This is a genomic window from Flavihumibacter profundi, from assembly GCF_020076305.1.
GTDB lineage: Bacteria > Bacteroidota > Bacteroidia > Chitinophagales > Chitinophagaceae > Flavihumibacter > Flavihumibacter profundi.
In genome coordinates this window covers 1,969,975-1,993,831 of record NZ_JAIQXE010000001.1, presented here as the reverse complement: position 1 = coordinate 1,993,831, position 23,857 = coordinate 1,969,975, and the positions used below count along the sequence as shown (strand labels likewise).

Annotated in this window: 19 protein-coding genes; 9 read left to right on the top strand and 10 right to left on the bottom strand. The window is 44.7% G+C overall.

The annotated features are described in order from the left end of the window. Position 1 precedes the first annotated feature (1 nt). Together LAQ65_RS08580 and LAQ65_RS08575 are read right to left on the bottom strand one after the other, a co-directional pair. Complete coding sequence (locus tag LAQ65_RS08580; RefSeq protein ID WP_224116540.1) at positions 2–988, bottom strand: AraC family transcriptional regulator; 987 nt, start codon at positions 986–988, stop codon at positions 2–4. 37 nt (positions 989–1,025) lie between these two features. Beyond that, positions 1,026–1,589 carry a UbiX family flavin prenyltransferase gene (locus tag LAQ65_RS08575; RefSeq protein WP_224116539.1) on the bottom strand — a complete coding sequence of 188 codons (564 nt, stop codon included), beginning with the start codon at positions 1,587–1,589 and terminating at the stop codon, positions 1,026–1,028. A 36-nt stretch (positions 1,590–1,625) separates the two neighbouring features. Between LAQ65_RS08575 and LAQ65_RS08570 the strand changes: the two genes are divergently transcribed. Next, entirely contained in the window at positions 1,626–2,150 is a 525-nt protein-coding gene (locus LAQ65_RS08570) for a thioredoxin family protein (protein WP_224116538.1), read from the top strand. Positions 2,151–2,598: 448 nt separating this feature from the next. Here the strand turns inward: LAQ65_RS08570 and LAQ65_RS08565 are convergent, their stop codons facing one another. Continuing rightward, a complete protein-coding gene (locus tag LAQ65_RS08565) occupies positions 2,599–3,855 on the bottom strand; it encodes an aminotransferase class I/II-fold pyridoxal phosphate-dependent enzyme (RefSeq protein WP_224116537.1) in 1,257 nt (418 codons plus the stop codon). A gap of 90 nt (positions 3,856–3,945) precedes the next feature. On the opposite strand from LAQ65_RS08565, the gene pafA reads away from it, so the two are divergent. Together pafA and LAQ65_RS08555 are read left to right on the top strand one after the other, a co-directional pair. Next, entirely contained in the window at positions 3,946–5,577 is a 1,632-nt protein-coding gene (gene pafA / locus LAQ65_RS08560) for an alkaline phosphatase PafA (RefSeq protein ID WP_224116536.1), read from the top strand. 108 nt (positions 5,578–5,685) lie between these two features. After that, on the top strand, positions 5,686–8,541 hold the full coding sequence (locus LAQ65_RS08555) for a M16 family metallopeptidase (protein ID WP_224116535.1): 2,856 nt from the start codon (positions 5,686–5,688) through the stop codon (positions 8,539–8,541). Here the strand turns inward: LAQ65_RS08555 and LAQ65_RS08550 are convergent. Beyond that, the gene (locus LAQ65_RS08550; RefSeq protein WP_224116534.1) at positions 8,538–9,104 is read right to left on the bottom strand and encodes a DJ-1/PfpI family protein; all 567 of its coding nucleotides are present in this window, start codon (positions 9,102–9,104) and stop codon (positions 8,538–8,540) included. The genes LAQ65_RS08555 and LAQ65_RS08550 overlap by 4 nt on opposite strands. Positions 9,105–9,174: 70 nt before the next feature. On the opposite strand from LAQ65_RS08550, the gene LAQ65_RS08545 reads away from it, so the two are divergent. Both LAQ65_RS08545 and LAQ65_RS08540 read left to right on the top strand, forming a co-directional pair. Further along, positions 9,175–10,239 (top strand): radical SAM protein, encoded by a 1,065-nt coding sequence (locus LAQ65_RS08545; protein WP_224116533.1) that lies wholly within the window; start codon positions 9,175–9,177, stop codon positions 10,237–10,239. Continuing rightward, the gene (locus tag LAQ65_RS08540) at positions 10,239–11,021 is read left to right on the top strand and encodes an FkbM family methyltransferase (RefSeq protein ID WP_224116532.1); all 783 of its coding nucleotides are present in this window, start codon (positions 10,239–10,241) and stop codon (positions 11,019–11,021) included. Before LAQ65_RS08545 ends, LAQ65_RS08540 begins: the two co-directional genes overlap by 1 nt. 11 nt (positions 11,022–11,032) lie before the next feature. On the opposite strand, the gene LAQ65_RS08535 is transcribed toward LAQ65_RS08540, so the two are convergent. The 5 genes from LAQ65_RS08535 to LAQ65_RS08515 form a co-directional block, all read right to left on the bottom strand. After that, entirely contained in the window at positions 11,033–12,091 is a 1,059-nt protein-coding gene (locus tag LAQ65_RS08535) for a class I fructose-bisphosphate aldolase (protein WP_224116531.1), read from the bottom strand. A 145-nt stretch (positions 12,092–12,236) separates the two neighbouring features. Next, on the bottom strand, positions 12,237–13,304 hold the full coding sequence (gene fbaA, locus LAQ65_RS08530) for a class II fructose-bisphosphate aldolase (protein ID WP_224116530.1): 1,068 nt from the start codon (positions 13,302–13,304) through the stop codon (positions 12,237–12,239). Positions 13,305–13,415: 111 nt separating this feature from the next. Beyond that, positions 13,416–14,525 carry a hypothetical protein gene (locus LAQ65_RS08525; RefSeq protein ID WP_224116529.1) on the bottom strand — a complete coding sequence of 370 codons (1,110 nt, stop codon included), beginning with the start codon at positions 14,523–14,525 and terminating at the stop codon, positions 13,416–13,418. 76 nt (positions 14,526–14,601) lie between these two features. Then, positions 14,602–15,402 carry a helical backbone metal receptor gene (locus LAQ65_RS08520; RefSeq protein WP_224116528.1) on the bottom strand — a complete coding sequence of 267 codons (801 nt, stop codon included), beginning with the start codon at positions 15,400–15,402 and terminating at the stop codon, positions 14,602–14,604. Positions 15,403–16,093: 691 nt separating this feature from the next. After that, positions 16,094–17,455 (bottom strand): pyridoxal-phosphate dependent enzyme, encoded by a 1,362-nt coding sequence (locus tag LAQ65_RS08515; RefSeq protein WP_224116527.1) that lies wholly within the window; start codon positions 17,453–17,455, stop codon positions 16,094–16,096. A 44-nt stretch (positions 17,456–17,499) separates the two neighbouring features. On the opposite strand from LAQ65_RS08515, the gene LAQ65_RS08510 reads away from it, so the two are divergent. The 4 genes from LAQ65_RS08510 (at position 17,500) to LAQ65_RS08495 (ending at position 23,067) form a co-directional block, all read left to right on the top strand. Then, on the top strand, positions 17,500–18,147 hold the full coding sequence (locus tag LAQ65_RS08510; protein ID WP_224116526.1) for an alpha/beta hydrolase: 648 nt from the start codon (positions 17,500–17,502) through the stop codon (positions 18,145–18,147). Between the two features lie 90 nt (positions 18,148–18,237). Next, entirely contained in the window at positions 18,238–20,520 is a 2,283-nt protein-coding gene (locus LAQ65_RS08505) for a Tex family protein (protein WP_224116525.1), read from the top strand. 320 nt (positions 20,521–20,840) lie between these two features. Next, positions 20,841–21,692, top strand: a complete 852-nt coding sequence (locus LAQ65_RS08500; protein WP_224116524.1) for an aminotransferase class IV — start codon at positions 20,841–20,843, stop codon at positions 21,690–21,692. Positions 21,693–21,744: 52 nt separating this feature from the next. Beyond that, on the top strand, positions 21,745–23,067 hold the full coding sequence (locus tag LAQ65_RS08495) for a cryptochrome/photolyase family protein (RefSeq protein ID WP_224116523.1): 1,323 nt from the start codon (positions 21,745–21,747) through the stop codon (positions 23,065–23,067). Here the strand turns inward: LAQ65_RS08495 and LAQ65_RS08490 are convergent. Then, the gene (locus LAQ65_RS08490) at positions 23,056–23,853 is read right to left on the bottom strand and encodes a 1,4-dihydroxy-6-naphthoate synthase (RefSeq protein WP_224116522.1); all 798 of its coding nucleotides are present in this window, start codon (positions 23,851–23,853) and stop codon (positions 23,056–23,058) included. The genes LAQ65_RS08495 and LAQ65_RS08490 overlap by 12 nt on opposite strands. Positions 23,854–23,857 lie beyond the last annotated feature (4 nt).

Sequence of the window (23,857 nt, the reverse complement as noted above, 5' to 3'; positions counted from 1 at the left end):
GTCAGGCCCTGATTTCACTGGGTAAAATATCGAACTCTTTGCGGAATGCCGTTGCGAAATTGCTAAGGTTTGAATAGCCAACTTTCAGTCCAACTTCCTTAACAGTAAAGTTGCCGGTCAATAACATGTCGCGGGCAACAGCCATTCGTTGCTTTTGGTAGTAAGCATAAATACTGGTGCCATAAACTTCCTTGAATAATTTCTTCAGTTTAGCGGAACTCATGGTTGCTTCCTGGGCCAGTTGCTCAATAGTTGGCGGCCGGCTGAGTATGTTTTTGGTTAACAGCGATTCAACATGCATCAATTGCCGCACATCGTGTTTGGAAATTTTCGGACTTGCCAGTAGCGTTGCGCTTTTTTCATAGAGCCTGCTGAAAAACCGTTCTATCAGCAGCATGATGCGGTTCTGGACGGTGGCAATATGCAGGGGGCTGTCCTTTTCAGACTGTAAAATTTCGTTGAAATATTTACGGTATTCACTATCGATAGGTTCGATGGTAAAACTACCCGTCTTGAGGTTCAGGTATGCAGTCAGCACATCTTCGGGGTCCTTGATCCGCAGGTTTTCGGCCAGCCATTCTTTATTGAAAATAATATAGATGCTTTTAATTCTTGATCCTTTCCGGCCCAGGTAAGAAAGATCAAATAAGGTACTGGTGAGGTAAATACCCGCATGGTGTTCGTTGCGGGTTTTTAATGTGTCATTGTCAATTTTCAGGGTCATTTCATCTTCGATCCATATTTCTTCATACCGCAGCACATAATACTCCTGCGGGATTTTATTTCGCTTGGTATAGTACTGGTCGTTGAGGGTATAATCTGAAACCAGTGCCTGCAAACCATTGGGCAGTTCAATACATTGTGAGTAACCGGTGGCAAAATTTTCGGGGTAGGTAAGCCTGCAGTCATGAATCCTGGCATGCAGGGCGGCAGCTAGCTCCTCTAAGTATTGCCTGTAGTTGTAGGAATTATACTCAAAATTGAACAATGGGAAGTATTTGTATGGTAAATTAATTAAATATAATCTATTCTCCGCCCCATCGGTAAGTCTTTACTGAAAGTCCGGCCAGGTCAATAACCCGGTCAACTACGGTAGCAGCTACTTCTTCTATGGTAGCCGGCCGGCTGTAAAATGAGGGGGTTGCCGGGCAGATAACAGCCCCTGCGAGAGTTAAGGTTTCCATATTCCGGATATGCACCAGGTTATAAGGCGTATCGCGTATCACGCAAATAAGTTTCCTGCGTTCCTTTAAGACCACGTCGGCCGCACGGGTGATCAGGTCATTTGAAATTCCGCCTGCAATCCTGCCCATTGTGCCCATAGAGCAGGGAATGATGATCATGGTGTTATATTGGCCAGAACCTGAGGCAAAAGGGGCATTAAAGTCATTTTTATCAAAGAATTGGATGCCGGCATAGCTGGTATAACTATCATTGCCTAATTCGGTTTCCCATACCGTTTTAGCATTTTCTGTCATTACCACGGCTAACTGCTGCCACTGGTCAGGGATAGCCAGAAGTTTGTCCAGTAAAACTTTAGCGTATATAGAACCACTGGCTCCCGTGATGGCTATAACAATTCTTTGCATTCCAATTCGTTATTTTTGATATTAACAAAGTTAACCATGCCAAAGTTTATCGCACTATTTATAATATTGTTGCTGTCAGGGGCTGTTATTGCGCAATCTTCAACAGGCAAGGATATGCGCTGGATGAGCCTGGCTGAGGCTGAAAAAGCGGCCAATGAATCGCCAAAGCCTGTGCTGATCGATCTGTATACAGACTGGTGCAGCTGGTGCAAAGTGATGGATAAGAAAACTTACCGCAATGAAAAAGTGATCAGTTACCTGCAGGAAAAGTTTTATACTGTTAAACTGAATGCAGAATCAAAGTCGCCCCTCGAGTGGAAAGGGAAGGCGTATAATTTCAACAGCCAGTACAATACACATGAAATAGCCCTTTATTTGTCAGCCGGGCAATTATCCTATCCCACAACAGTAATCATACCTGCTCCGGGTGAAGACCCGCAACCTATACCAGGATATCTTGAGCCAAAAGAGCTTGAACTTATCGTGAAGTACTTTGGGGAAGGTGCCTATAAAACACAGTCATTCCCTGATTACCAGAAAAAATTTAAAGGCAGCTGGTAACTGTTAATATCTATTAACAAATCCTGCAATGGTTTAAAACGCCAAACGTTTTGTCCTATAATTTATATAGAATATCAGCATAAACCATCCTATTTGTGTCATTCAGACACATGTTTGTAACTGAATCGGACAAGTAAGTACTTAGTTTGGCTTGATTATAGTCAAATACGCCAATTTACCCCAAAAAAAATATGATGCTGCAACCAATGTTACCTAATTATCATCTTATATTTGAATTTTCATAGGATAAGGTTTAATGGTTAATGGTATTTGATTAGTGCATCCCGCCGCAAGGCGGGATTTTTTTTGGTGAATAGTGAATGGTGAATGGTGAATAGGAAGACGAAGGCATAAAAAAAGCGGACCATCCGGCCCGCTTTTTTTGATTCACCATTCACCATTCACCATTCACCATTCACCATTCACCATTCACCATTCACCATTCCCCCTACATCGCTTCCGCCATATCAGGAATCTCGGCCACTTTGTACGCCCCGGCATCAAGCTTTGCCTTTGTTTCCCTGAATGCTTTTAGTGTCAATGAAATATCCTCAGCAGAATGGGCTGCAGTTGGAATGAGGCGGTATATGATTTGTCCTTTTGGAATAACAGGATAAACAACAATGGAACAGAATATATTGTAATTCTCCCGAAGGTCCAGCACCATAGCGGTTGCTTCAGGAACATCCCCTTTCATATAAACCGGTGTTACCATGGTGTTTGTCTTTCCCAGGTCGAATCCACCTTCCCTTAAACCATTTTGTAAAGTGCGGGTAACAGTCCATAGTTTTTCTCGTAATTCAGGCATGGTCTTAAGCATATCCATTCTTTTCAGCATGCCTTCAACAACAATCATAGGTAAGCTTTTCGCAAATATCTGGGAGCGGGTGTTGTATCGCAGGTAAGCGAGTACATCTTTCCGGCCTGCAATGAAAGCCCCGATACTTCCCATTGATTTTACAAAGGTGGAGAAATAAAGGTCTATACCAGCCTGGCAATTTTGTTCCTCATCAGTACCGGCACCTGTAGGTCCCATTGCACCAAAACCATGTGCATCGTCTATGAGTATGCGAAATTCATATTTTTCTTTCAGGGCAACTATTTCCTTCAGTTTTCCCTGGTCGCCGCTCATGCCATAAACACCTTCTGTAATCAGTAAAATACCACCGCCTGTTTTTTCAGCCATCTTAACGGCGCGTTGTAACTGCTTTTCACAATCCTCGATATCATTATGCTTAAAAGTGTAACTATAGCCAAGGTGCATCCTGATGCCATCAACAATACAGGCATGGCATTCTGCATCATAAACTACAATATCCCTGCGATTTATAAGCGCATCTATACAACTCATAATTCCCTGGTAACCGAAGTTCAACAGCATTGCATCTTCGCGCTGCACAAAACTACTCAGTACTTTTTCGAGTTCTTCGTGGTAAACACTGTTTCCGCTCATCATGCGGGCGCCCATCGGATAGCCCATTCCCCACCGTTCGGCAGCAAGGGTATCAGCCTTGCGCGTTTCAGGATGGTTGGCTAACCCCAGGTAGTTATTCAGGCTCCATACGATCCTTTCTTTTCCCCTGAAGGTCATCCGGCTGCCCAGTTCCCCTTCAAGCTTTGGAAATGTAAAATAGCCATGTGCCCTGCTCATGTGTTGTCCGATCGGACCACCATCTTTCACCAGTTTTTCGAAGATATCTGCCATACTAGAAAATGATTGTTGGTTTAAAAATTGTCGCAAAGGTAACTTTTTTGCCCCTGTTGCCGCACTATCTTTGCGCAAAACAAGTTGATAATGAATCGCCGTATCCTGGTTTTACTTTTTTCCTTTTCCCTTTCTGTTTCCTTTGCCCAGAATTCACCCGTTCCCCTGAGGCCAAAACTGGTAGTAGGTTTAGTTGTTGACCAAATGAGGTGGGATTTCCTGTATCGTTACAGCGACCGCTATAAAGCAGATGGCGGGTTCAAAAGGCTGCTGAGCCAGGGCTTTTCCAATGAAAATACACTTATACCATATACCCCAACGATTACTTCCTGCGGGCACACTGGCATTTATACCGGATCGGTCCCCGCTGTTCATGGCATTGCCGGGAACACCTGGTACCAGCGGTCCCTGGGCAGGGTGGTGTATTGTACCGAGGATAAAACCGTAAAAACAGTGGGCAGTAGCAGCGGGGCCGGCGTAATGAGCCCCAGGAACCTGTTGGTAACCACAATTGGAGATGAATTGCGCCTGGCTACCAATTTCAGGTCGAAAGTAATCGGGATAGCAATTAAGGACCGCGGGGCTATTCTTCCCGCCGGGCATTCTGCCAATGGGGCCTACTGGTACGACAATTCATCCGGTAAATGGATCACTTCATCGTATTACTGTGATACCCTTCCTGCATGGCTTTCAGCCTATAATGACAAGAAAGTGGTGGATAAATTTTACCAGCAGGGCTGGAATACCCTGTATCCCCTGAACACCTATGTGAACAGCGCGGAAGACTTCCAGCCATACGAGGGAAAGCCTTTAGGGCCTGAAGTAAAAGGATTCCCTTATGACCTTAAACCAATGATCGGCAAGAATTACTTTGCCATTGCAGAGACCCCTTTTGGTAACACCATGGCCCTACAGGTTGCAAAGGAAGCTATAACCGCTGAGGCACTGGGTAAGGGAATTTTCACCGATATGTTAACGGTCAGTCTTTCTTCCACTGATTATATAGGGCATACCTTCGGCCCTAATTCCGTTGAAACGGAAGATTGTTACCTGCGGCTTGATGCCGACCTTGGCGATTTCCTCAACTTCCTGGATGCAAAAGTGGGTAAAGGGCAGTATCTCCTCTTTTTATCAGCTGACCATGGGGTGGCCCATGTTCCCGGTTTTTTGGCGGAACATAAAATTCCGGCCGGGATCATTGACAATACTAATACCCTGGCTAACCTGAACACAGACCTCTATAAACAGTTTGGAACTGCCCAAATGGCATCCAACCTGCTTAATAACCAGGTTTACCTGAACCATAAACTGATTGACAGCCTTAAACTTGACCTGGAAAAAATCACCCGCCGGGTAGTTGATTTTATGCAGGGACAACCCGGCATTGCAAGGGCTATCTCACTGGAGAATTTATCCCAGGTAACTCTACCCGCTAATATAAAAGAAATGGTGGCAAACGGGTATATGCCAGACCGCTCGGGTGATGTACAGGTGGTTTACCTGCCCCAGTATATGGATGAAGGTGCGACTGGCACTACCCACGGATTATGGAATCCGTATGATGCACATATTCCGTTAGTATGGTATGGCTGGATGATTAAGCCGGGAAAATCGAACCAGGAAGTGCATATGACGGATATAGCCCCGACCATTGCCGCACTGCTCAGGATACAAATGCCCAATGGCGCAGTTGGAAAACCTATTGAAACGGTTACCCGTTAAATCACATGGTAATCAGGTAATTTAGCCCGGAGGTCAAAACTGTTCGGGCATTATATTCGAATGCAGCTATTTTAGTGAATTCATTGATTGTTTCAATTATTTAATTTTATGCTTCGTATTTTATTTCCCGCCAAAATATTCCTGTTCTTCCTCGGGCTTGTTGTTGCAACTATCGGTATTGCACAAACGCCCCTTAACGAAGTTTTAACTGCCGATCCGGCTGTCAGGATCGGAAAGCTCGGCAATGGCCTTACCTATTATATCCGGCAGAATAAGAAGCCCGAACAAAAAGTAGAGTTGAGGCTTGCTTTAAATGCCGGTTCAATTGTAGAAGATGATGACCAGCTTGGATTGGCGCATATGGCAGAACATATGGCCTTCAACGGCACTAAAAACTTTAAGAAAAATGATATAGTTTCTTTCCTCCAGGATATTGGCGTTGGCTTCGGCAGTGACCTGAATGCCTATACAAGCTTTGATGAAACCGTATATATATTACCCATTCCAACCGACAAGCCCGGCAATATTGAAAAAGGGTTCCAGGTACTGGAAGACTGGGCGCACCAGGTAACTTACCTGGATGAAGACATTGAATCAGAAAGGCCCATTATCCTGGAAGAATCAAGGCTGGGGAAAGGTGCGCAGGACAGGATGTACAAACAGATCTATCCGAAGTTATTTGCAGGTTCAAAATATGCAAAACGCATCACAATCGGGTCGGACAGCATTATCAAAACCTTTAAACCGGAATTGATCAGGAAGTTTTACAGGGACTGGTACCGTCCGGATTTGATGGCAGTTGTTGTTGTAGGTGATATTGATCCGGATGCAGCCCTTGCGCTGATAAAAAAGCATTTCGAAGCGATATCTAATCCTGTAAATGAAAGGAAACGTGAATTCGTAACTGTACCCACTTATGCAAAAAGTGAAGCGTTGGTGGTTACCGACAAGGAAGCGACCAATTATTCTATAAATATTAATTACCCGGTTAAACCTGAGGCTCCCGATAAAACAGTGGGGGATTACCGGGCTACCCTGGTCAAACAATTATTTACCAGCCTTTTAAACCAGCGCCTGCAGGAACTTACCCAGCAATCTAATCCCCCTTTTGTAGGAGCAGCCGCAGGAGTTGGAAATTTCATCAGGGGCCATGAAAATTTCAGGGCTTTTGCAGCTGTTGGAACTGGTGATATCAAACGCGGGCTGGATGCCCTGTTTGAAGAGATTGAAAGGGCAAAACGTTTTGGATTTACTGCGGCGGAATTAGAGCGGGCAAAAAAATCAACTCTCAGCAGTATGGAGCGCCTTTATAATAACCGCGATAAAACCGAATCGGAATTATATGTAGGTGAGTATGTGCGAAATTTTTTAAGTGAAGAAGCAATTCCTGGTATTGCACGGGAATATGCATTGTATAAGGAACAGGTACCGGGTATTACCCTGGAAGAAGTAAATGCCATTGCCAGGCAGTTAACAGCTGATACGAACCGGTTGGTTTATGTTACTGGTCCTGAAAACAATACTACTACGAAAGTTCCGGCTCCGGCAGATTTACTGGCCATCATCAGTGCCAAAGAAAAGGCTGATATAAAGCCTTACGAGGAAAAAGCAGTAGCTACAGAATTATTAAAAGTTAAGCCGGTGGCTGGTAAGGTAACCAGCCGCACTGAAAATAAGGCGATGGGGGTTACTGAAATCAAACTGAGCAATGGTGTAACAGTTACCCTTAAGTCAACCGAATTCAAAAATGACCAGGTATTAATGGGTGCTACACGTGGTGGTGGTAAAAATTATTATGGAATTGCTGATCATTATAATGCAGAATATGCCGTTCCGATTGTTTCGGCTATGGGTGTGGGCGAGTTCAGCCCGACAGACCTGCGTAAAGCACTGGCAGGCAAATCTGTTGCGGTGAATCCGCAGGTGAGCGATATTTCAGATGGTTTCAGGGGTAATTCCAGTAAGAAGGATATTGAAACGATGTTCCAGCTGATCCATTTATATGTTACCCAGCCGAGGAAGGATACCACCTTGTTCAGGTCTTTTGTGCAAAGGAATAAATCGCAGGTTGCGGCATTAAGTTCCAATCCGCAGAACGCTTTTATTGATACCATGTTTAAAGTGATGTATAACAATAATCCACTTGCTCCGGTTTCTGTGCCTAAAGCGGCTTATTTTGACCAGGTTAACCTGGATAGGGCAATGGCCATTTATAAAGAGCGGATTGGAGATGCCAGTGGAATGCATTTTGTATTTGTGGGCAGTTTAAATATAGATTCCATGGTGCCCCTGCTGGAAACTTACCTGGGTAGTTTGCCATCGAGTGGCAAGGTTTTTAAACCCAGGGACAACGGTGTAAGGCCTGTAAAAGGCAACAGGAAACTGGTTGTCAATAAAGGCAGGGAGCAGAAAAGCCTGATCCTTTCTTTCTATACCGGGGAGCAGCCCTACAGTGATGACCTGTCACTAAAGGCACAGGCCATCAGTGAAATTTTGAATATCAGGATCATTGAAGAATTGCGGGAAAAAATACAGGGGATTTATGGTGGTGGTTTGTATGCCAGTGTAGAAAAGTATCCATATAACAATTATTCATTTGTATTGCAATTGCCCTGCGGACCAGAGAAAGTTGATACGCTTTTGAAAGCGGCCAGGCACGAGATAAACCAGCTTATTGCCAATGGCCCGGGGCAGTCTTACCTCGATAAAGTTAAGAAGCAGTGGCTGGAGGAGTATAAAACCAGTATCAAGGAAAATGAGACCTGGCTGAGCGAATTACTGGAACAGCGATCAATTCATTCAGATCCCAAATATTTTTTGCAATACGAACAGATGGTGCAAAAGTTAACGGTAAAGGACATACAGCTGACTGCCAGGAAATTATTTGATGGAAAAAATGTATACACAGCAGTGCTGTTGCCCGAGACTGTGGAAACTAAATCGCAACCCAATAAAGCTTTTTAATATAAATTGGCCGGGTGGTAATCCATTTTTTTCCTGATAATTTCTTCGGCTTCCCGGCCACACCATTTATTACAAAGGTACAGACCCAGGTCAAGTGAGGAAGCTACGGCGCCGGCAGTAATGATATCGCCATCGTCAACAATTCTTTGGGCCAGCACATCGCAACCGAAATTTTTCAGTGTTTCGTATTCTGCAAAATGAGTGGTGGCTTTGCGCCTTTGAAGTATTCCGGCTGCCCCCCAGATCAGGCTGCCGGTGCATACCGAAGTTTTTAATGGTACATCATTCGCCGATTTTATCCATTTCATAAAGGGTATGTCCTGGATTAACCGGCGGGTACCTTTGCCACCCGGAATAAACACCATGTCATAGGCAGCAAGGCTGGTTCCCACTTTATCTGGAATTAAGGTAATGCCATTGTTGTCTTTTATTTCAGTAGTGAATGCTATTGTGTCCCAATGGAGGCCTGGCATAAAATGGTTTTTTAAACGGCTGATCGGGTCATACAATCCAATGAAATCCAGTAAGGTGATGTCATTGAAAAGAATGTAGGCAATTTTCATACTGCTTTATTTCAGGTTTACTGGTCTTATAAAAGTAGTCAACTTATATTCGTGTATTAAGAATACCGGGATGACGAAACGTTTTTTTGAGAATTTGTGGAAAAGAGCCAGTCATTTACCTGGAGGAGCCGACTTTGTCCGCTATTCTGCCAATAAGGTGAACCACCTGGCCCTGAAAGCGGCGCGGCAAACAAGGGTGGCGCATCCTTCTACAGTGATGCTTGAATTAAGCGCACGCTGTAACCTGAAATGTACCATTTGTCCGAGGGAATATGGTTATGGGGAAGAGATGGATATGGGCCTGATGGAAGAAGAACAGGCCAAAAAAGTGATCGATGAGCTTGTGCCCTATGTTGATTCCATTGGGCTAACCGGTATGGGTGAAACGCTGATGTACAAAAAAATTGACCGGATTGTCGATTATATCAAAGCCAAAAACAAAGGCATTGTAATTTCTATTTCTACCAATGCCGTTTTGCCAAAAACTATCGAAAAAGTTGCTGCCCTGGCAGGCAAGCTGGATACCATCCAGATTTCAATTGATGGCATCGGTGAAGTGTATAATGCCATCCGGCTCCAGTCAGATTTTAACCTGTTCAAAAATAATGTGCGGGAAATCGCTGATCTGTGCCGCAACAGCAGCACAGTTGTAATGCTGAACATGGTGGTGACCAAAGAGAATTTTTTTCACCTTACTGAAGTAGTACAATTCGCAGAAGAATCCGGAATTGGTTTTGTGAATTATACCATTTTTAACCTGGCCTGCATTTCCGGTACTGATATTTCCTATTATGACTTTTACCAGAGCGAAACTTTTAAGGAAGAAGTGAAGCGACTGAAACAATATAAAACAAAAGTAGAAACCACCTGGAGCGGTTTGGGGAATGAAAAAGGGTTCCAGACCTGCAGTTTACCCTGGGGACATTTTTATGTTTGCTGGAATGGGGAAATGGCACCTTGTTGCGCAAAGCCATTCCCCAAGGAACTCAGTTTCGGGAATGTATTTAAACAAGGCCTAATGCCGGTTCTTAACAGTGAAGGCTTCCAGGATTTCAGGCGAAAATGGCTGAAGAATGAAACACCCGATTTTTGTAAAAAGTGCCATTATATCGACTGCAAGAAAATTGACATTTAGTGGCCCGCCATAAACCATATTGGTATTACCTCCTGAAATTTTCCTGGCCTGGAAAGCTTTTCACCCGCATAAGGCACCCTGAAATAAAAACGCAACAGGAACAAACTTTCCAATATTACTCGCAATTGCCTGGAATTTCAAAAGGGTTGGTTTTTGATATCGGCGCCAATGTTGGCGACCTGACAGCTGTATTCCTGCAAATGGGGAACCGAGTTGTAGCCTGTGAGCCAGATCCGGAGAATTTAAGAATACTGACTGCCCGTTTCCAGGGGGAAAAAAAAGTTATTGTCAGGGGTGATGCGCTATCTGATCGCACAGGGACTGCAAAGTTATTTTTATCTCCGGCGCATGGAAGGTCATTATCAACACTCAGTGTTAAAAGGAAAGAGATGTTGCATGGCTTAACAGATGAAGAGGGACAAATACAATTCGATGCCATTCAATCTATCCATACGGTTACATTAGACGAGCTGATAAAAGTTTACGGTCTTCCCGATTTTATTAAAATTGATGTAGAAGGCCTGGAACTTGAAGTATTGCGCGGACTTTCAAAACCTGTTTCCCTATTGAGCTTTGAAGCCAACCTTCCGGCATTTTATGCAGAAACTTTGCAATGCCTGCAATTGTTGTTTCGACTTGATAGCCGCGCGCGGTTTAATTGTTCAAAAGATGATCGTACTCTTTTGTTTAGCAGCTTTCAGCCTTATAAAGAATTTGTAGGATGGTTTGAAAAGCAGCCAGATAAATATTTTGAAATATTCTGCATGTCGGGGGAAGTGTAAAGTCTTCACGGTTATGCAAGAGTTATTTCCCTGTCCAGGTATACATCCTGAACGGCATGCAGCAATTCCAGGCCATCTGCGAAGGGGCGCTGAAAGGCTTTCCTGCCTAAAATCAATCCCATGCCGCCTGCGCGTTTGTTGATGATGGCCGTTTCAACCGCTTCAGCAAGATCGCTGCTGCCTTTGCTTTCCCCGCCGGAGTTAATCAGCCCGATTTTACCCATATAGCAATTAGCCAGTTGGTAGCGGCATAAATCAATCGGGTGGTCGGTAGTTAATTTTTCATACACAAGTTTGCTGGTTTTGCCATGTTTTGTGGCCAGGTAGCCGCCATTATTGACTGGTATTTTTTGTTTTATAATATCAGCCTGTAAAGTAACGCCAAGGTGATTGGCCTGACCCGTGAAATCAGCAGCACTATGGTAATCCACGCCATCAACTTTAAATGCAGCATTACGGGTATAACACCAAAGAATAGTCGCCATACCCAGCTCATGTGCCAGTTCAAATGCTTCTGCAACTTCCCTGAGCTGGCGGGTACTTTCAGCACTTCCCCAATAGACTGTGGCACCAACAGCAATGGCACCCATGTTCCATGCCGAGCGGATAGTTCCGAACATCGTTTGGTCATATCTGTTAGGGTAACTCAGGAATTCATTGTGGTTGATTTTTACAATAAAAGGGATGCGGTGGGCATATTTTCGGCTCATGATTCCCAATACGCCGAAAGTGGAGGCAACGCCATTGCAACCGCCTTCAATAGCCAGTTTGATAATATTTTCCGGGTCGAAATACATGGGGTTTGGTGCAAAGGCTGAACCCGCGCTATGTTCAATGCCCTGGTCAACGGGAAATATGGAACAATAGCCTGTATCAGCAAGCCGGCCATGTGATAACAATTGCTGAAGGCTTCTCAATACCCGGTTACCCCGGTTACTGTTCATCCATACCTCCTCGATATGGTTGGGCGAGGGCAGGGTTAGTTGTGCCCGGGAGATGGTGGTACACTGATGATCAAGCAGGTAGGCTGCCTTATCACCCAGCAGCGAGGTTATACGACTATCTGGCATGGTTTAAAGTTTAATATTCGACCCTGATTAAAGTTACGAAAACCTGCTGCCGAAACCGGCTCCTTCTATATAAGGCAAAAAAAAGCTACCCCGATCGGGTAGCTTCCATATACATTCCTAAATCTCACGATTTACGATTTACCGCTTACGCATTCCTGTTAATACAATTCAGGTCCCGGAAGGCTTCTTCCAAACGGGCTACAAATGTATCCTGGCCTTTGCGCAACCAGGCACGTGGATCATAGTATTTTTTATTGGGCTTATTCGGGCCTTCAGGGTTACCGAGCTGGCCTTGCAGGTAAGCCTCGTTCTTTTTGTAGTAACCCAGAACACCTTCCCAGAATGCCCATTGCATATCGGTATCGATATTCATTTTGATTACACCATAGCCCAAAGCTTCAGCAATTTGTTCTTTTGCTGAACCGCTTCCTCCATGGAATACAAAATACACGGGCTTTTCACCTGTTTTGTATTGTTCCTGGATGTAAATCTGGCTATTGTGCAGGATTTCGGGACGAAGTTCAACATTACCCGGACTATACACACCATGCACGTTTCCGAATGCGGCGGCAACTGTAAATAAATTGCCGACTTTACCCAACTCTTCATAAGCATAGGCAACATGTTGTGGCTGAGTGTACAGTTTGTCGTTTTCAACACCACTGTTATCAACGCCATCCTCTTCACCGCCGGTTACTCCGAGTTCAATTTCAATGCCCATTCCCAGGGGCTTCATCCTTTTGAAATATTGTACCGAAGTCTGGATATTCTCTTCCAGGCTTTCTTCAGAAAGGTCAAGCATATGTGAACTGAAAAGAGGTGTGCCTTTTTCTGCAAAATAAGCTTCACCGGCATCAATTAAGGCAGTAATCCAGGGAAGCCATTTGTGGGATGCATGGTCGGTGTGCAGCACTACGGGAACACCATAGTACCTGGCAACATTATGGATATGCAGTGCACCGGAAATGGCACCGGAAATATTCGCCTGCATCTGGTCGTTAGGCATTCCTTTCCCTGCCATAAACTGGGCACCTCCGTTGGAGAATTGCACAATTACAGGGGAATTAACTTTCGCAGCGGTTTCCAGGACGGCATTAATAGAATCTGTACCGATGGTATTTACCGCTGGAAGGGCAAATTTGTTGGCTTTGGCGTCCTTATATAAGGCTTCGAGTTCTTCACCGAATAATACGCCGGCGCTGTACTTTTTCATCTGTTTTTTTAGTTGGTTTTAAGAATCACTACAGGCAAATACAATCGTAAAAAAGAACGCTAATATAAGGAACCTGCCAGTAATAGGCCGCATTTTGGTTAAATCGGGGTATTAATCCCCGGTTCTTCCCTGGATCCGGGGTATAAGCAGCAGGTTTTTCCGCAGGCACACTTTGAGGTGTTCTTTCACCAGCTGACCCATTGAATGGCATTTTAAAAGGTTGGGTTTGCCGCCATGGAAATCACTCAGTTCCTGTCCCAGCTGGTAAATTTTCTCAGGGGTTGAAATTTTATCCTGTCCCATGATATCCAAAATTTCCTTCATACGATACCGTGCCGTTACCAGCCGGAAGGTCATCATCGTCCTCTCTTCGCTCTGGTATTGTTCTATGGAGTCTTTGTTCAGGTATTTAAGGACCATATCTACCAAAGGATTGTTTTCCTTAAAAAACTGGGGCAGGTATAAATTTTTTCTGCCTTCATAGGACTGCTGGTCGAAATCAATTGCCCTGATACGGTATTGAAAGTCTTCTATATCTGGGGTGATATCTACCACAAAATTGTAACTGCGCATATCACCCAGCAGGCGAACAAAACAGCGCTCATTGAATTTCACAAATTCCTTGGCCAGCCTTATTTTATTGGTATCGGACCGGTCCAGGTATTGATTAATGAAGGTGTCACCGGGAATACCGGGAATATGTTCCTCCACAAGGGTCTGGTGGCTGGTGAAGAAGGTAATCCGGTTGGGTGAAAGCATATGTTCCAGTTCCAATCCGTATATCCTGGAGGCATCGGCAATCTTTATATAATAATGGTCGTAATTATCGTTGAACTTATTGACGATCCGGATGCGGAAAGGTTGTGAGTTCCCGAAAGCGCAATAATCGATCCGGGATACATCCAGGTGCTTGCTGAAACTCATGTCACCCTCCGTTTTCAGGATGGCGTAAATACGCACCAGCCCTTCGCGGATATAGTCCCACTCCCGTTTATCATACACCACGGTTTCCCATAAGGTATCCTTTCCTTCTTTGTCTTTATGCGGAACCGAGTAGATGAATCTTTGCAGGTCACGGTAAGCTACAGGTAGTTTTACCTCACGACCATGTAATTTCAGGAAGGCACGAAGTTGTTCCCCAACCGGGAACATCGGTTTTTTGCGGGAAGGCTTTACACTTTCGCCCTGGGATTGATCATTATGGAAGTATTTCGCTAACATTTAAGGGAAAATACGGGAAAAAACAATACACAGGCCTGCTTCGGAGTCAAATAGCAGGTTGAAAAAGCCCCGGATTTTACCAGGGTTTTTGAAATTGCTTCATTAGCCTTTGGAAATATGCAGCCGCACCGGTCAGCCGGCTTCCATACCAGCTAAAATATTCACCATTGACAAGCAGGATTTGGGTTTCCGGTAGTTCTGCCTGAATCTCTGCGATATGTTTTTGGCCAAATGGATAAGGCTCAGAAGACAGCAGTATTAATTGCAAGCCTGAATAGCGGATTTGCTCCAGGGTGGTGGCAGGATAACGGGACGCGTACGCGAATATATTTATGCATCCGCAACGCGTTAGCATATCATGGATAAAAGTATCGCCGCCTACAGTCATATATGGATCTTTCCAGATAAGGTAAGCAGTACGCAAAGGAGCGATTGGCGCAGATTTGGCTAATTGTGCGAATCCTGACACGATTTCCCTGCAAATACCTGCACCCGCAATTTCCTTTCCGGTCATTTGCCCTATAACAGCCATCATTTCAAGGGCGCTGTCCAAATCTGCCACGTCACTAACCCATACCGGTAACTTTTCGGCCAGGGCCATTACCTGCTCCTTTACATTTTCTTCTTTATTGGCGATCACCAGGTCGGGTCGCAGGGCCAGGATTTCCTCAAGATGGATGTTTTTTGTCCCGCCAATCCGTTTTTTACTGCTCCGCCAGCTATTTGGATGAATGCAGAAATTGGTAATCCCGATTACTTCATCTGTAAGTCCCAGGTTATATAAATATTCTGTTTGGGAAGGCACCAAGGAAATAATCCGCCGGGGAACAGCGGGTAAATCAATAGTCCTGCCGGTTTGATCGGTAAACAGCGACATCAGGAAATTTTCTGCAAAATAAGGAGGTAAAAGGGAAGGAGAAGAGACCACTTTCGGCCCCCTGCCTTACTAGCTTGGACGAGCAGCAGGGCAGGAGGGTACCGGATTCATCTCATGGCATTCGCCAGGATTGGATAAGTGGTTTTAAAGGACTTGGTCGGTTTTTTCACCGGAACATTGGATACATGAAACCAATTCTAAACTTACTGAGATTTGGACGCTCGGTTACTGGACATTGGTTTTGGCTCTGGTTTCATGGGTTTTCGCGTTCGGTTTTTCAATGGATTGGATGCTGATTTCTACAGTTTGGTTTTTTCTTAGGATTTAGGAATAAAAAAGGAAGTTGACTGATATTGGATTTTCTCCTGGTTTTTTTCTTAGGTATTGAATTCGATTTTGGATTTCTGGACTTTTGGATTTTTCTGGATTCGGTTTCTCTGGATATTGGATACGATTGAAATACTATCAATCAACTTCTGATACAAATGTAGGGGCGCTTTAATTGTTGGCCTAGAGCGCATTTGCTCAATTTTAACACTTCGGTATTTACCCCTGAAATCGTAATAAGTACAAATACACAAACGTGAGTATACGCCAATCGCTAACGTAGTTTTACGCGAAATGCCGGCGCACAAAAAAACCGGGTGGCCTGAAAGCCTTACCCGGATTGCATTTTAGTGATTTCAGCGCTTTACTTGCCAAGTGCCTGTAAAACGTCGTACTTCGTTAATATATGAAAATTCCCTACTTCATCTTTGCTTAAAACTGCTCCATTCTCCTTGTTAATCAATGTACTGAGCTTCTCCACCGGGGTCTGGAAATCAACAATCGGGAAGGCTGGTTCCAATACAGACTGAACCGCGGCCTGCTTGATATCCGGATTTGAAAAGACTTTTCCGAACAATCCGTTTTCGCTTATTGAGCCAAGGATCTGGTCGCTATATATAACCGGTATATGTTCAATATCGTATTTCCGCATTAGTTCAACCGCTTCTGCTACGGTGTGTGTAGGTTCAATACTGATCAGCTTCTGGCTTTTACCCCTACCGCTTACGATATCCTTAAATGTCTTCACATCCAGGAAACCCCTTTCCTGCATCCATTGGTCATTATAGATTTTTCCGACATAGCGGCTCCCATGGTCATGAAATATGCAAACTACTACGTCACTTGGTTTTAACCTTTCTTTCAACTGCAGTAAACCCTGCAAACAACTGCCGGCACTATAACCACAGAACAGTCCCTCCTCCTTGGCGAGCCTCCGTGCAACGATGGCGCCATCTTTATCAGTAACCTGTTCAAAATGATCAATCACGCTCATGTCGTAGTTTTCGGGTACAAAGTCTTCACCGAAACCTTCAGATACGTAAGGATGGACTTCATTCATATCAATTATGCCCGTGCGGAAGTATTTTGTGAGCAATGACCCGTAAACGTCTATCGCCCAGACCTGGATATCCGGGTTTTTCTCTTTCAGGTATTGTGCAGTGCCGGTTACAGTACCACCAGTTCCTGCCGTACAAACAAGGTGTGTAATAGTACCGTCTGTTTGGTGCCATAGTTCAGGGCCGGTGGTTTCATAATGCGCCAGCCGGTTAGCCAGGTTATCATATTGGTTGGCATGAAAGGAATTCGGAATTTCTTTAGCGAGCCGGCGGGCAATGGAATAATAAGAGCGCGGGTCATCGGGTTCAACATTCGTGGGACAAACAATCACCTCTGCACCAACAGCTTTGAGGATATCCATTTTTTCCTTACTTTGTTTGTCCGTAGTGGTGAAAATACATTTGTACCCTTTCACAATAGCGGCAAGGGCCAATCCCATTCCGGTATTTCCACTGGTACACTCAATGATGGTGCCGCCAGGTTTTAGCTTGCCTTCTTTTTCAGCCACTTCTACCATCTTCAACGCCATCCGGTCTTTAATAGAGTTACCAGGGTTAAAATAATCTACCTTGGCCAGGATAGTGCCCGGAATGTCTTTCGTAATTTTATTCAACCTGATCAGAGGCGTATTGCCTATCGTTTCCAGGATGTTGTTTTTGATATCCATAAATGCCATTATTGGCGGCAAAGGTAAGCTTAAGAAAGAGTGCAATGAAAGTGTATTTTATACCCGGGCTCGGGGCAGATAAGCGTGTGTTCAAAAACATTGAATTGCCAGGAGGTTATGAAATGGTGAACATCGATTGGCTTGAACCTGCCAAAGAAGAAAGCCTGCCACATTATGCGCAAAGATTGGCAAATTCAATAAATACTGCTGAGCCTTATGTCATGGTGGGTTTATCTTTTGGTGGGATGCTTGCAGCTGAAATCAGCCGGTTATTTAAACCGGCGAAAACAATCCTCATTTCCAGTTTGCCATCCCCGAAAAATCTTCCGCCATATTTTAAAATACTTGCACCATTAAAACTCCAGAATATCATACCCATCAGCTTGTTTAAAAATGCATCCCTTGCTAAAAGGTTATTCACTACAGAATCCCGGGACGACAAGGAACTGTTAAGGAAAATCATTTCCGAAACTGATCCTCATTTTATTCGGTGGGCACTAGGTGCCATTTTAACCTGGGATGGACCTGAAACACATGGTAAATTTTACCATATTCATGGTTCGTCGGATAAGCTCCTGCCTGTAAGATTTGTTCATCCGACACATATCATTAAGGGTGGCGGGCATTTGATGGTGATGAACCGGGCAGCCGAAGTAAACAGGATACTGGGGATGATTTTGGGTGAGCAGTAAGCGGTGAGCAAAAAGGGGTAATCCGCTTACGACTTACCGTTTATCGCTCACCATCTTTTCCCTACATTTGCCATCCTGAAAAAGAAGCAAATGGAACCGAAGTATATTAATATCATCGCGCAAAAATTATCCTTATTCGTAAAGCAGGTCAATAATGTATATGAACTACAGGCAGAAGGAGCAACAGTACCTTTTATGTCGAGGTACCGGAAGGAAGCGACAGGCAATCTCGATGAAGTTGCCATCAATAATATAGTAGAAGAAGTAAAATATTTCACGGAACTGGATAAACGAAAAGAGACAATCCTGAAGACAATTGAAGGACTGGGAAAATTAACGGAAGAGTTGAAGGCAAGGGTTGAAGGCTGTATGGATGCAACCGCACTTGAAGATATTTACCTGCCCTACAAACCTAAGCGGAAAACCCGCGCCACTCAGGCTATGGAAAAAGGCCTGGAGCCCCTGGCGAAATTGATTTTCGAACAGGGCCAGGACGATCCGCAGGCAGCTGCTGCTGCATACATAACGGAGGAGGTGAAAGATGAGAAGGAAGCTTTACAGGGTGCAAGGGATATTATTGCAGAATGGATTGCTGAAAATGAGCAGGCCCGGAATAGTATCCGTAAACAATTCCAGGATTCAGCTATACTGGCTTCCCGCATATTGAATTCTAAAAAGGAAGAAGCAGATGCCCAGAAATACCGCGATTATTTTGAATTCAGCGAGCCTCTTTCGCATTGTCCGTCTCACCGCATCCTTGCCATACGCCGCGGCGAGAAGGAAGGGTTTTTGATAATGGATATCAATATCGATAAATCAGAAGGTGTAGATGCGTTGGAAAGAATTTTTGTTAAGCCTGCATCCGTTGCAGCGGCTGAAGTAAAGCAAGCAATCGCCGACAGTTTCGACCGACTGCTCAAACCATCTATTGAGAATGAATTCAGGATGAGTAGTAAGACGGCTGCTGACGAAGAAGCTATCCGGGTATTTGCAGAAAACCTGCGGCAATTACTATTGGCTTCTCCGCTGGGAACAAAGCGGGTGCTTGCTTTGGACCCGGGATTCAGGACCGGTTGCAAGCTGGTTTGCCTTGATGCGCAGGGCAACCTTGTGTATAATACCGCCATCTATCCACATCCGCCGCAAAATGACTGGCAGGGTAGTGTAAGCACCCTGAAGCAACTGGCAGATCGTTACGATATTGAAGCAATAGGCATTGGAAATGGTACCGCCGGCCGGGAAACAGAAACATTGGTGCGCAGTATTGATTTCGGGAAACCCATCAGCGTTTTCCAGGTAAATGAAAGTGGCGCTTCAATATACTCAGCGTCTGATGTTGCCCGTGAGGAATTCCCTGATTATGATGTTACCGTTCGTGGTGCCGTTAGTATTGGCCGCCGTTTGCTGGATCCGCTGAGTGAACTGGTAAAGATCGATGCGAAATCTATCGGTGTCGGACAATACCAGCATGATGTAAACCAGCCCCGCCTTAAAGAGAGTCTCGACAAAGTGGTGGAGAGTTGCGTAAACCATGTGGGTGTAGACCTTAATACGGCCAGTAAACATTTGTTGATGTATGTATCCGGATTAAGTGCAACACTGGCGAAAAATATTGTGGAGTACAGGGCAAAAAACGGGGCTTTCCATACCAGGGATGAAGTAAGGAAAGTGAGCCTGATGGGGCCAAAAACGTTCGAGCAATGCGCAGGATTTTTACGTATACGCGACGCCGCTAATCCACTGGACAATAGTGCCGTTCACCCCGAAGCTTACCATGTTGTGGAAGATATGGCCAAAGATTTAGGTTGTTCTGTTGCAGACCTCGTTAAGCAACCAGAATTGCGCCGCCAAATCAATAAGAAGAAATATATCAGTGAAACTGTGGGTGAATTCACGATTGATGATATTTTGAAAGAACTGGAAAAACCGGGCCGCGATCCCAGGGCACCAATTGAGGAATTCCGCTTTGATGAAACTATTAAGACTATGGAAGACCTTAAAGTGGGGCAGGTGGTTCCGGGAATTATTACCAATATCACCAAGTTTGGGGTTTTTGTGGATATCGGCGTAAAGCAAGACGGGTTGGTGCATATTTCCCAGTTAAGCAATACTTATGTCAGTGATCCTGCCGAGGTGGTGAAACTGCAGCAAAAGGTAACTGTGACTGTTACTGAAGTCGATATCGCCCGGAAAAGGATAGGGTTATCCATGAAAGAGCACCTGAAAAAAGAGCCGGCTGTTGGGAAAAGGGAAGCGGCCCCCCAAAGAAAGGAATCGGCTAGCTACAGGCAACCTGAAAAAAAGCCCCAGCCAGTGGCCAATAATCCCTTCCAGTCCAAGCTGGCAGAGCTAAAGAAGAAATTTAAAGACTGATTTGGATACTACTAAGTAGCAAGGGGAAAAATACGGGTATGAAAGGATGGTTTTCTTCATATTTGGATAACATGAAATTAGTAGGTTTGCTGGCATAACCTTATTCCATGCAAATAAATACTTCAAATTTCGGATCAGCTGCTTCTGTAAAGCTGCAGCTGATGCTCTTTCCGGTTATTCCGGTCTTGCTGGCCGGATTAATTTTGGTTGTTATAGGCGTAATTACCCGCCAGCTGATAAAGCAAAATCAACTCCGTTTATAGTTAAGTGGGCGGGGAAAGTAAATCTGTTGTAGGTTTAGGATTGAAACATTCTAAACCATGTCCCATTTACTTTTTCATGATGGCCAGTTCTACCGCGATGATAAATTAATTGTTGGTGCCGGTAGCCGCGGCTTGCGGTATGGTGATGGCATATTTGAAACCATGAAAGTTAACCGCGACCAGCTCCAGTTGGGGGAATGGCATATGGAAAGAATGTTTGCGGCACTGCGCCTTCTGGAATTTGATTGTCCGGGTTATTTTACACCCGGCTACCTGCTCGATAAAATTTTGCAGCTGGCCCATAGAAATGGGCACGCCCATCTTGGCCGGGTGCGGTTGATGGTATTCCGCGGCAACGGCGGATTGCATGATCCCGAAAACCATTATCCCCATCATGTAATCCAAACCTGGGCATTACCTGAAGCAAATCACCATTGGAATGAGAATGGCCTGGTAATAGGCATTCATGGCAAAGCCCAAAAAGCAGCAGACATTTTGGCCAATTGTAAAACCAATAATTACCTGCCTTACATAATGGGTGCCCTGGAAGCCAAGCACCAGAAATGGAACGACGCCATACTGTTGAATACCAATGGCCGGATTTGTGATACCACAATTGCCAATATTTTTGCTGTGACAGATGGTAAAATTATAACGCCATCCCTGCCAGAAGGACCTGTTGCCGGTATAATGCGGAGGTACCTGCTGGATAAAATGGCTGAAAATAATATTCCTTTTATTGATGGGGCTTTAACTTCCGATACATTATTGTCTGCAGATGAAATATTTCTCACAAATTCTACCTATGGTATCCGGTGGGTTGGTAGTTTGAACGAAAAGAGACTGGGTAAGGAATTTACCCGCTCATTGTATGAACAATTTATCCGGCCACTTTTTTTAGCTGGTTGAAAGTCTGCTGAACCAATAGCTGGTCATTTTGTTCTCTACCTTAAATTCCCGGATGCCTCATACACCTATTGCCATAATGTGGTTTCGCCGCGATCTCCGGCTAACCGACAATGCAGCCCTTTACCATGCATTACGCAGCGGCCTTCCTGTTTTGCCCGTTTTTATTTTTGACAAGAATATTTTGGATGACCTGGAAGATAGAAAAGACCGACGTGTAGAATTCATTCACCAGGCCCTGGAAGAGATGCAGGAAAAGCTGGTAACCCTGGGTAGCACTCTTGATGTCCGGTATGGTGAACCCACGGCCATGTTTAAAGAATTGCTCAAAGACTATTCCGTACAGCAGGTTTTTACTAACCATGATTACGAAGCATATGCACAAGACCGTGATATTGCCGTTGAAAAATTGTTACAACAGCATGGCACCACTTTTCATCATTATAAAGACCAGGTAATCTTTGAAAAAACTGAAGTGGTAAAGGAGGGTGGTAAGCCCTATGCAGTTTTTACTCCCTATAGCCGACGCTGGAAAGCAGCCCTGCAGCCCCAGGATTTTGCGCAGTTTCCTGTACAAAAACACTATACAGCATTTTTACAACAAGCCCGGAAACCATTGCCAACGCTGGCATCGATGGGTTTTGAACCTTTGGATCAACCTTTCCCTGGCAAAATGCTCAAAACAGAAATGGCAAGGAAATATTCAGAGCAACGCGATTTTCCGGCCATTGAAGGGACTTCCAGGTTAGGCGTTCATTTGCGGTTTGGTACAATAAGCATCAGGCACCTTGTCGCCAGGGCGCGCGAATTGAATGATACATATTTGAATGAACTGATCTGGCGGGAATTTTACCAGATGGTCCTCTGGAATTTTCCGCAAGTGTCGAGGGGTAAGGCATTCAGGGCTGAATACGATTTAATTTCCTGGCGTAATAATGAAGCCGAATTTACCGCCTGGCGTGAAGGCCGCACGGGCTACCCGATTGTAGATGCAGGGATGCGGGAACTGAACGCGACCGGTTATATGCACAATAGGGTACGCATGATCGTTGCTTCTTTTTTGACCAAGCATTTACTGATCGACTGGAGATGGGGCGAGGCCTATTTCGCAAAAAAATTACTTGATTATGATTTTGCCGCTAATAATGGAGGATGGCAATGGGCTTCGGGAAGTGGCTGTGACGCCGCACCTTATTTCAGGATATTCAATCCATATTTGCAAGCTAAAAAATTTGACCCGCAGGGCGAATATATCCGAAAATGGGTGCCTGAACTGGACAGTTTCAATTATCCCATACCCATTGTTGACCACGAGTTTGCACGCAAGCGTTGCCTTGAACAATACAGTATTGCTTTGAAAGGTAAATCAGCCTTGTAGTTTTTTGTATGTAACCAGTAGTTGTTCTACTGCTTTATGTCCGTTGGGGCCTAAGGCCTGGGAATATTCGTTCACATATAAATTGATATGCTGGCGCATCACTTCCTCACTCATTTCCTGGGCATGTTTGCGGATAAAATCAGATAGCCTCGGATATTGTTTCCAGCTGAACCGGATACTTTCTGCGATGAGCCGGTCTAATTGCCGAATGGTTTCGGCAGGCAGTGTTTTCCGGGCCACAATACCTCCGAGTGGAATGGGACAATTCAATTGCTGTTCCCAGTACTCGCCCAGGTCGATTAATTTATGGAGCCCTTTTTGGGCATATGTAAACCTGTTTTCATGGATGATTACCCCTGCATCTGCCCGGCCATCGAGGACAGCCTGTTCAATATCATGAAAGACCAGAAATTCCTTTTTTCTCGCATCGGGGAATGCCATTGAAAACAAAAGATGGGCTGTGGTATTTTTACCGGGAATGGCTATACGCAAATGCGGGATTTCTTCCAAAGGCACAGGCTGCCTGGCAATGAGCAAAGGCCCAACTCCCGTTCCAAGTGCACCCCCTGACTCCAATAGTCGGTAATTGTCTTGAACAAGAGGCAATACCCCATAACTTATTTTAGTACAATCCAGCTTCCCTGCAATAGCCCATTCGTTCAGAGTTTGCACATCTTCCAGGGCAAGCGTAAACTCCAGGGGGTCCTTATCAATAAGGCCATTTACGAGCGCATCAAAAATAAAAGTGTCGTTCGGACATGGAGAAAAGCCCAGGGAAATTGTCATGGTA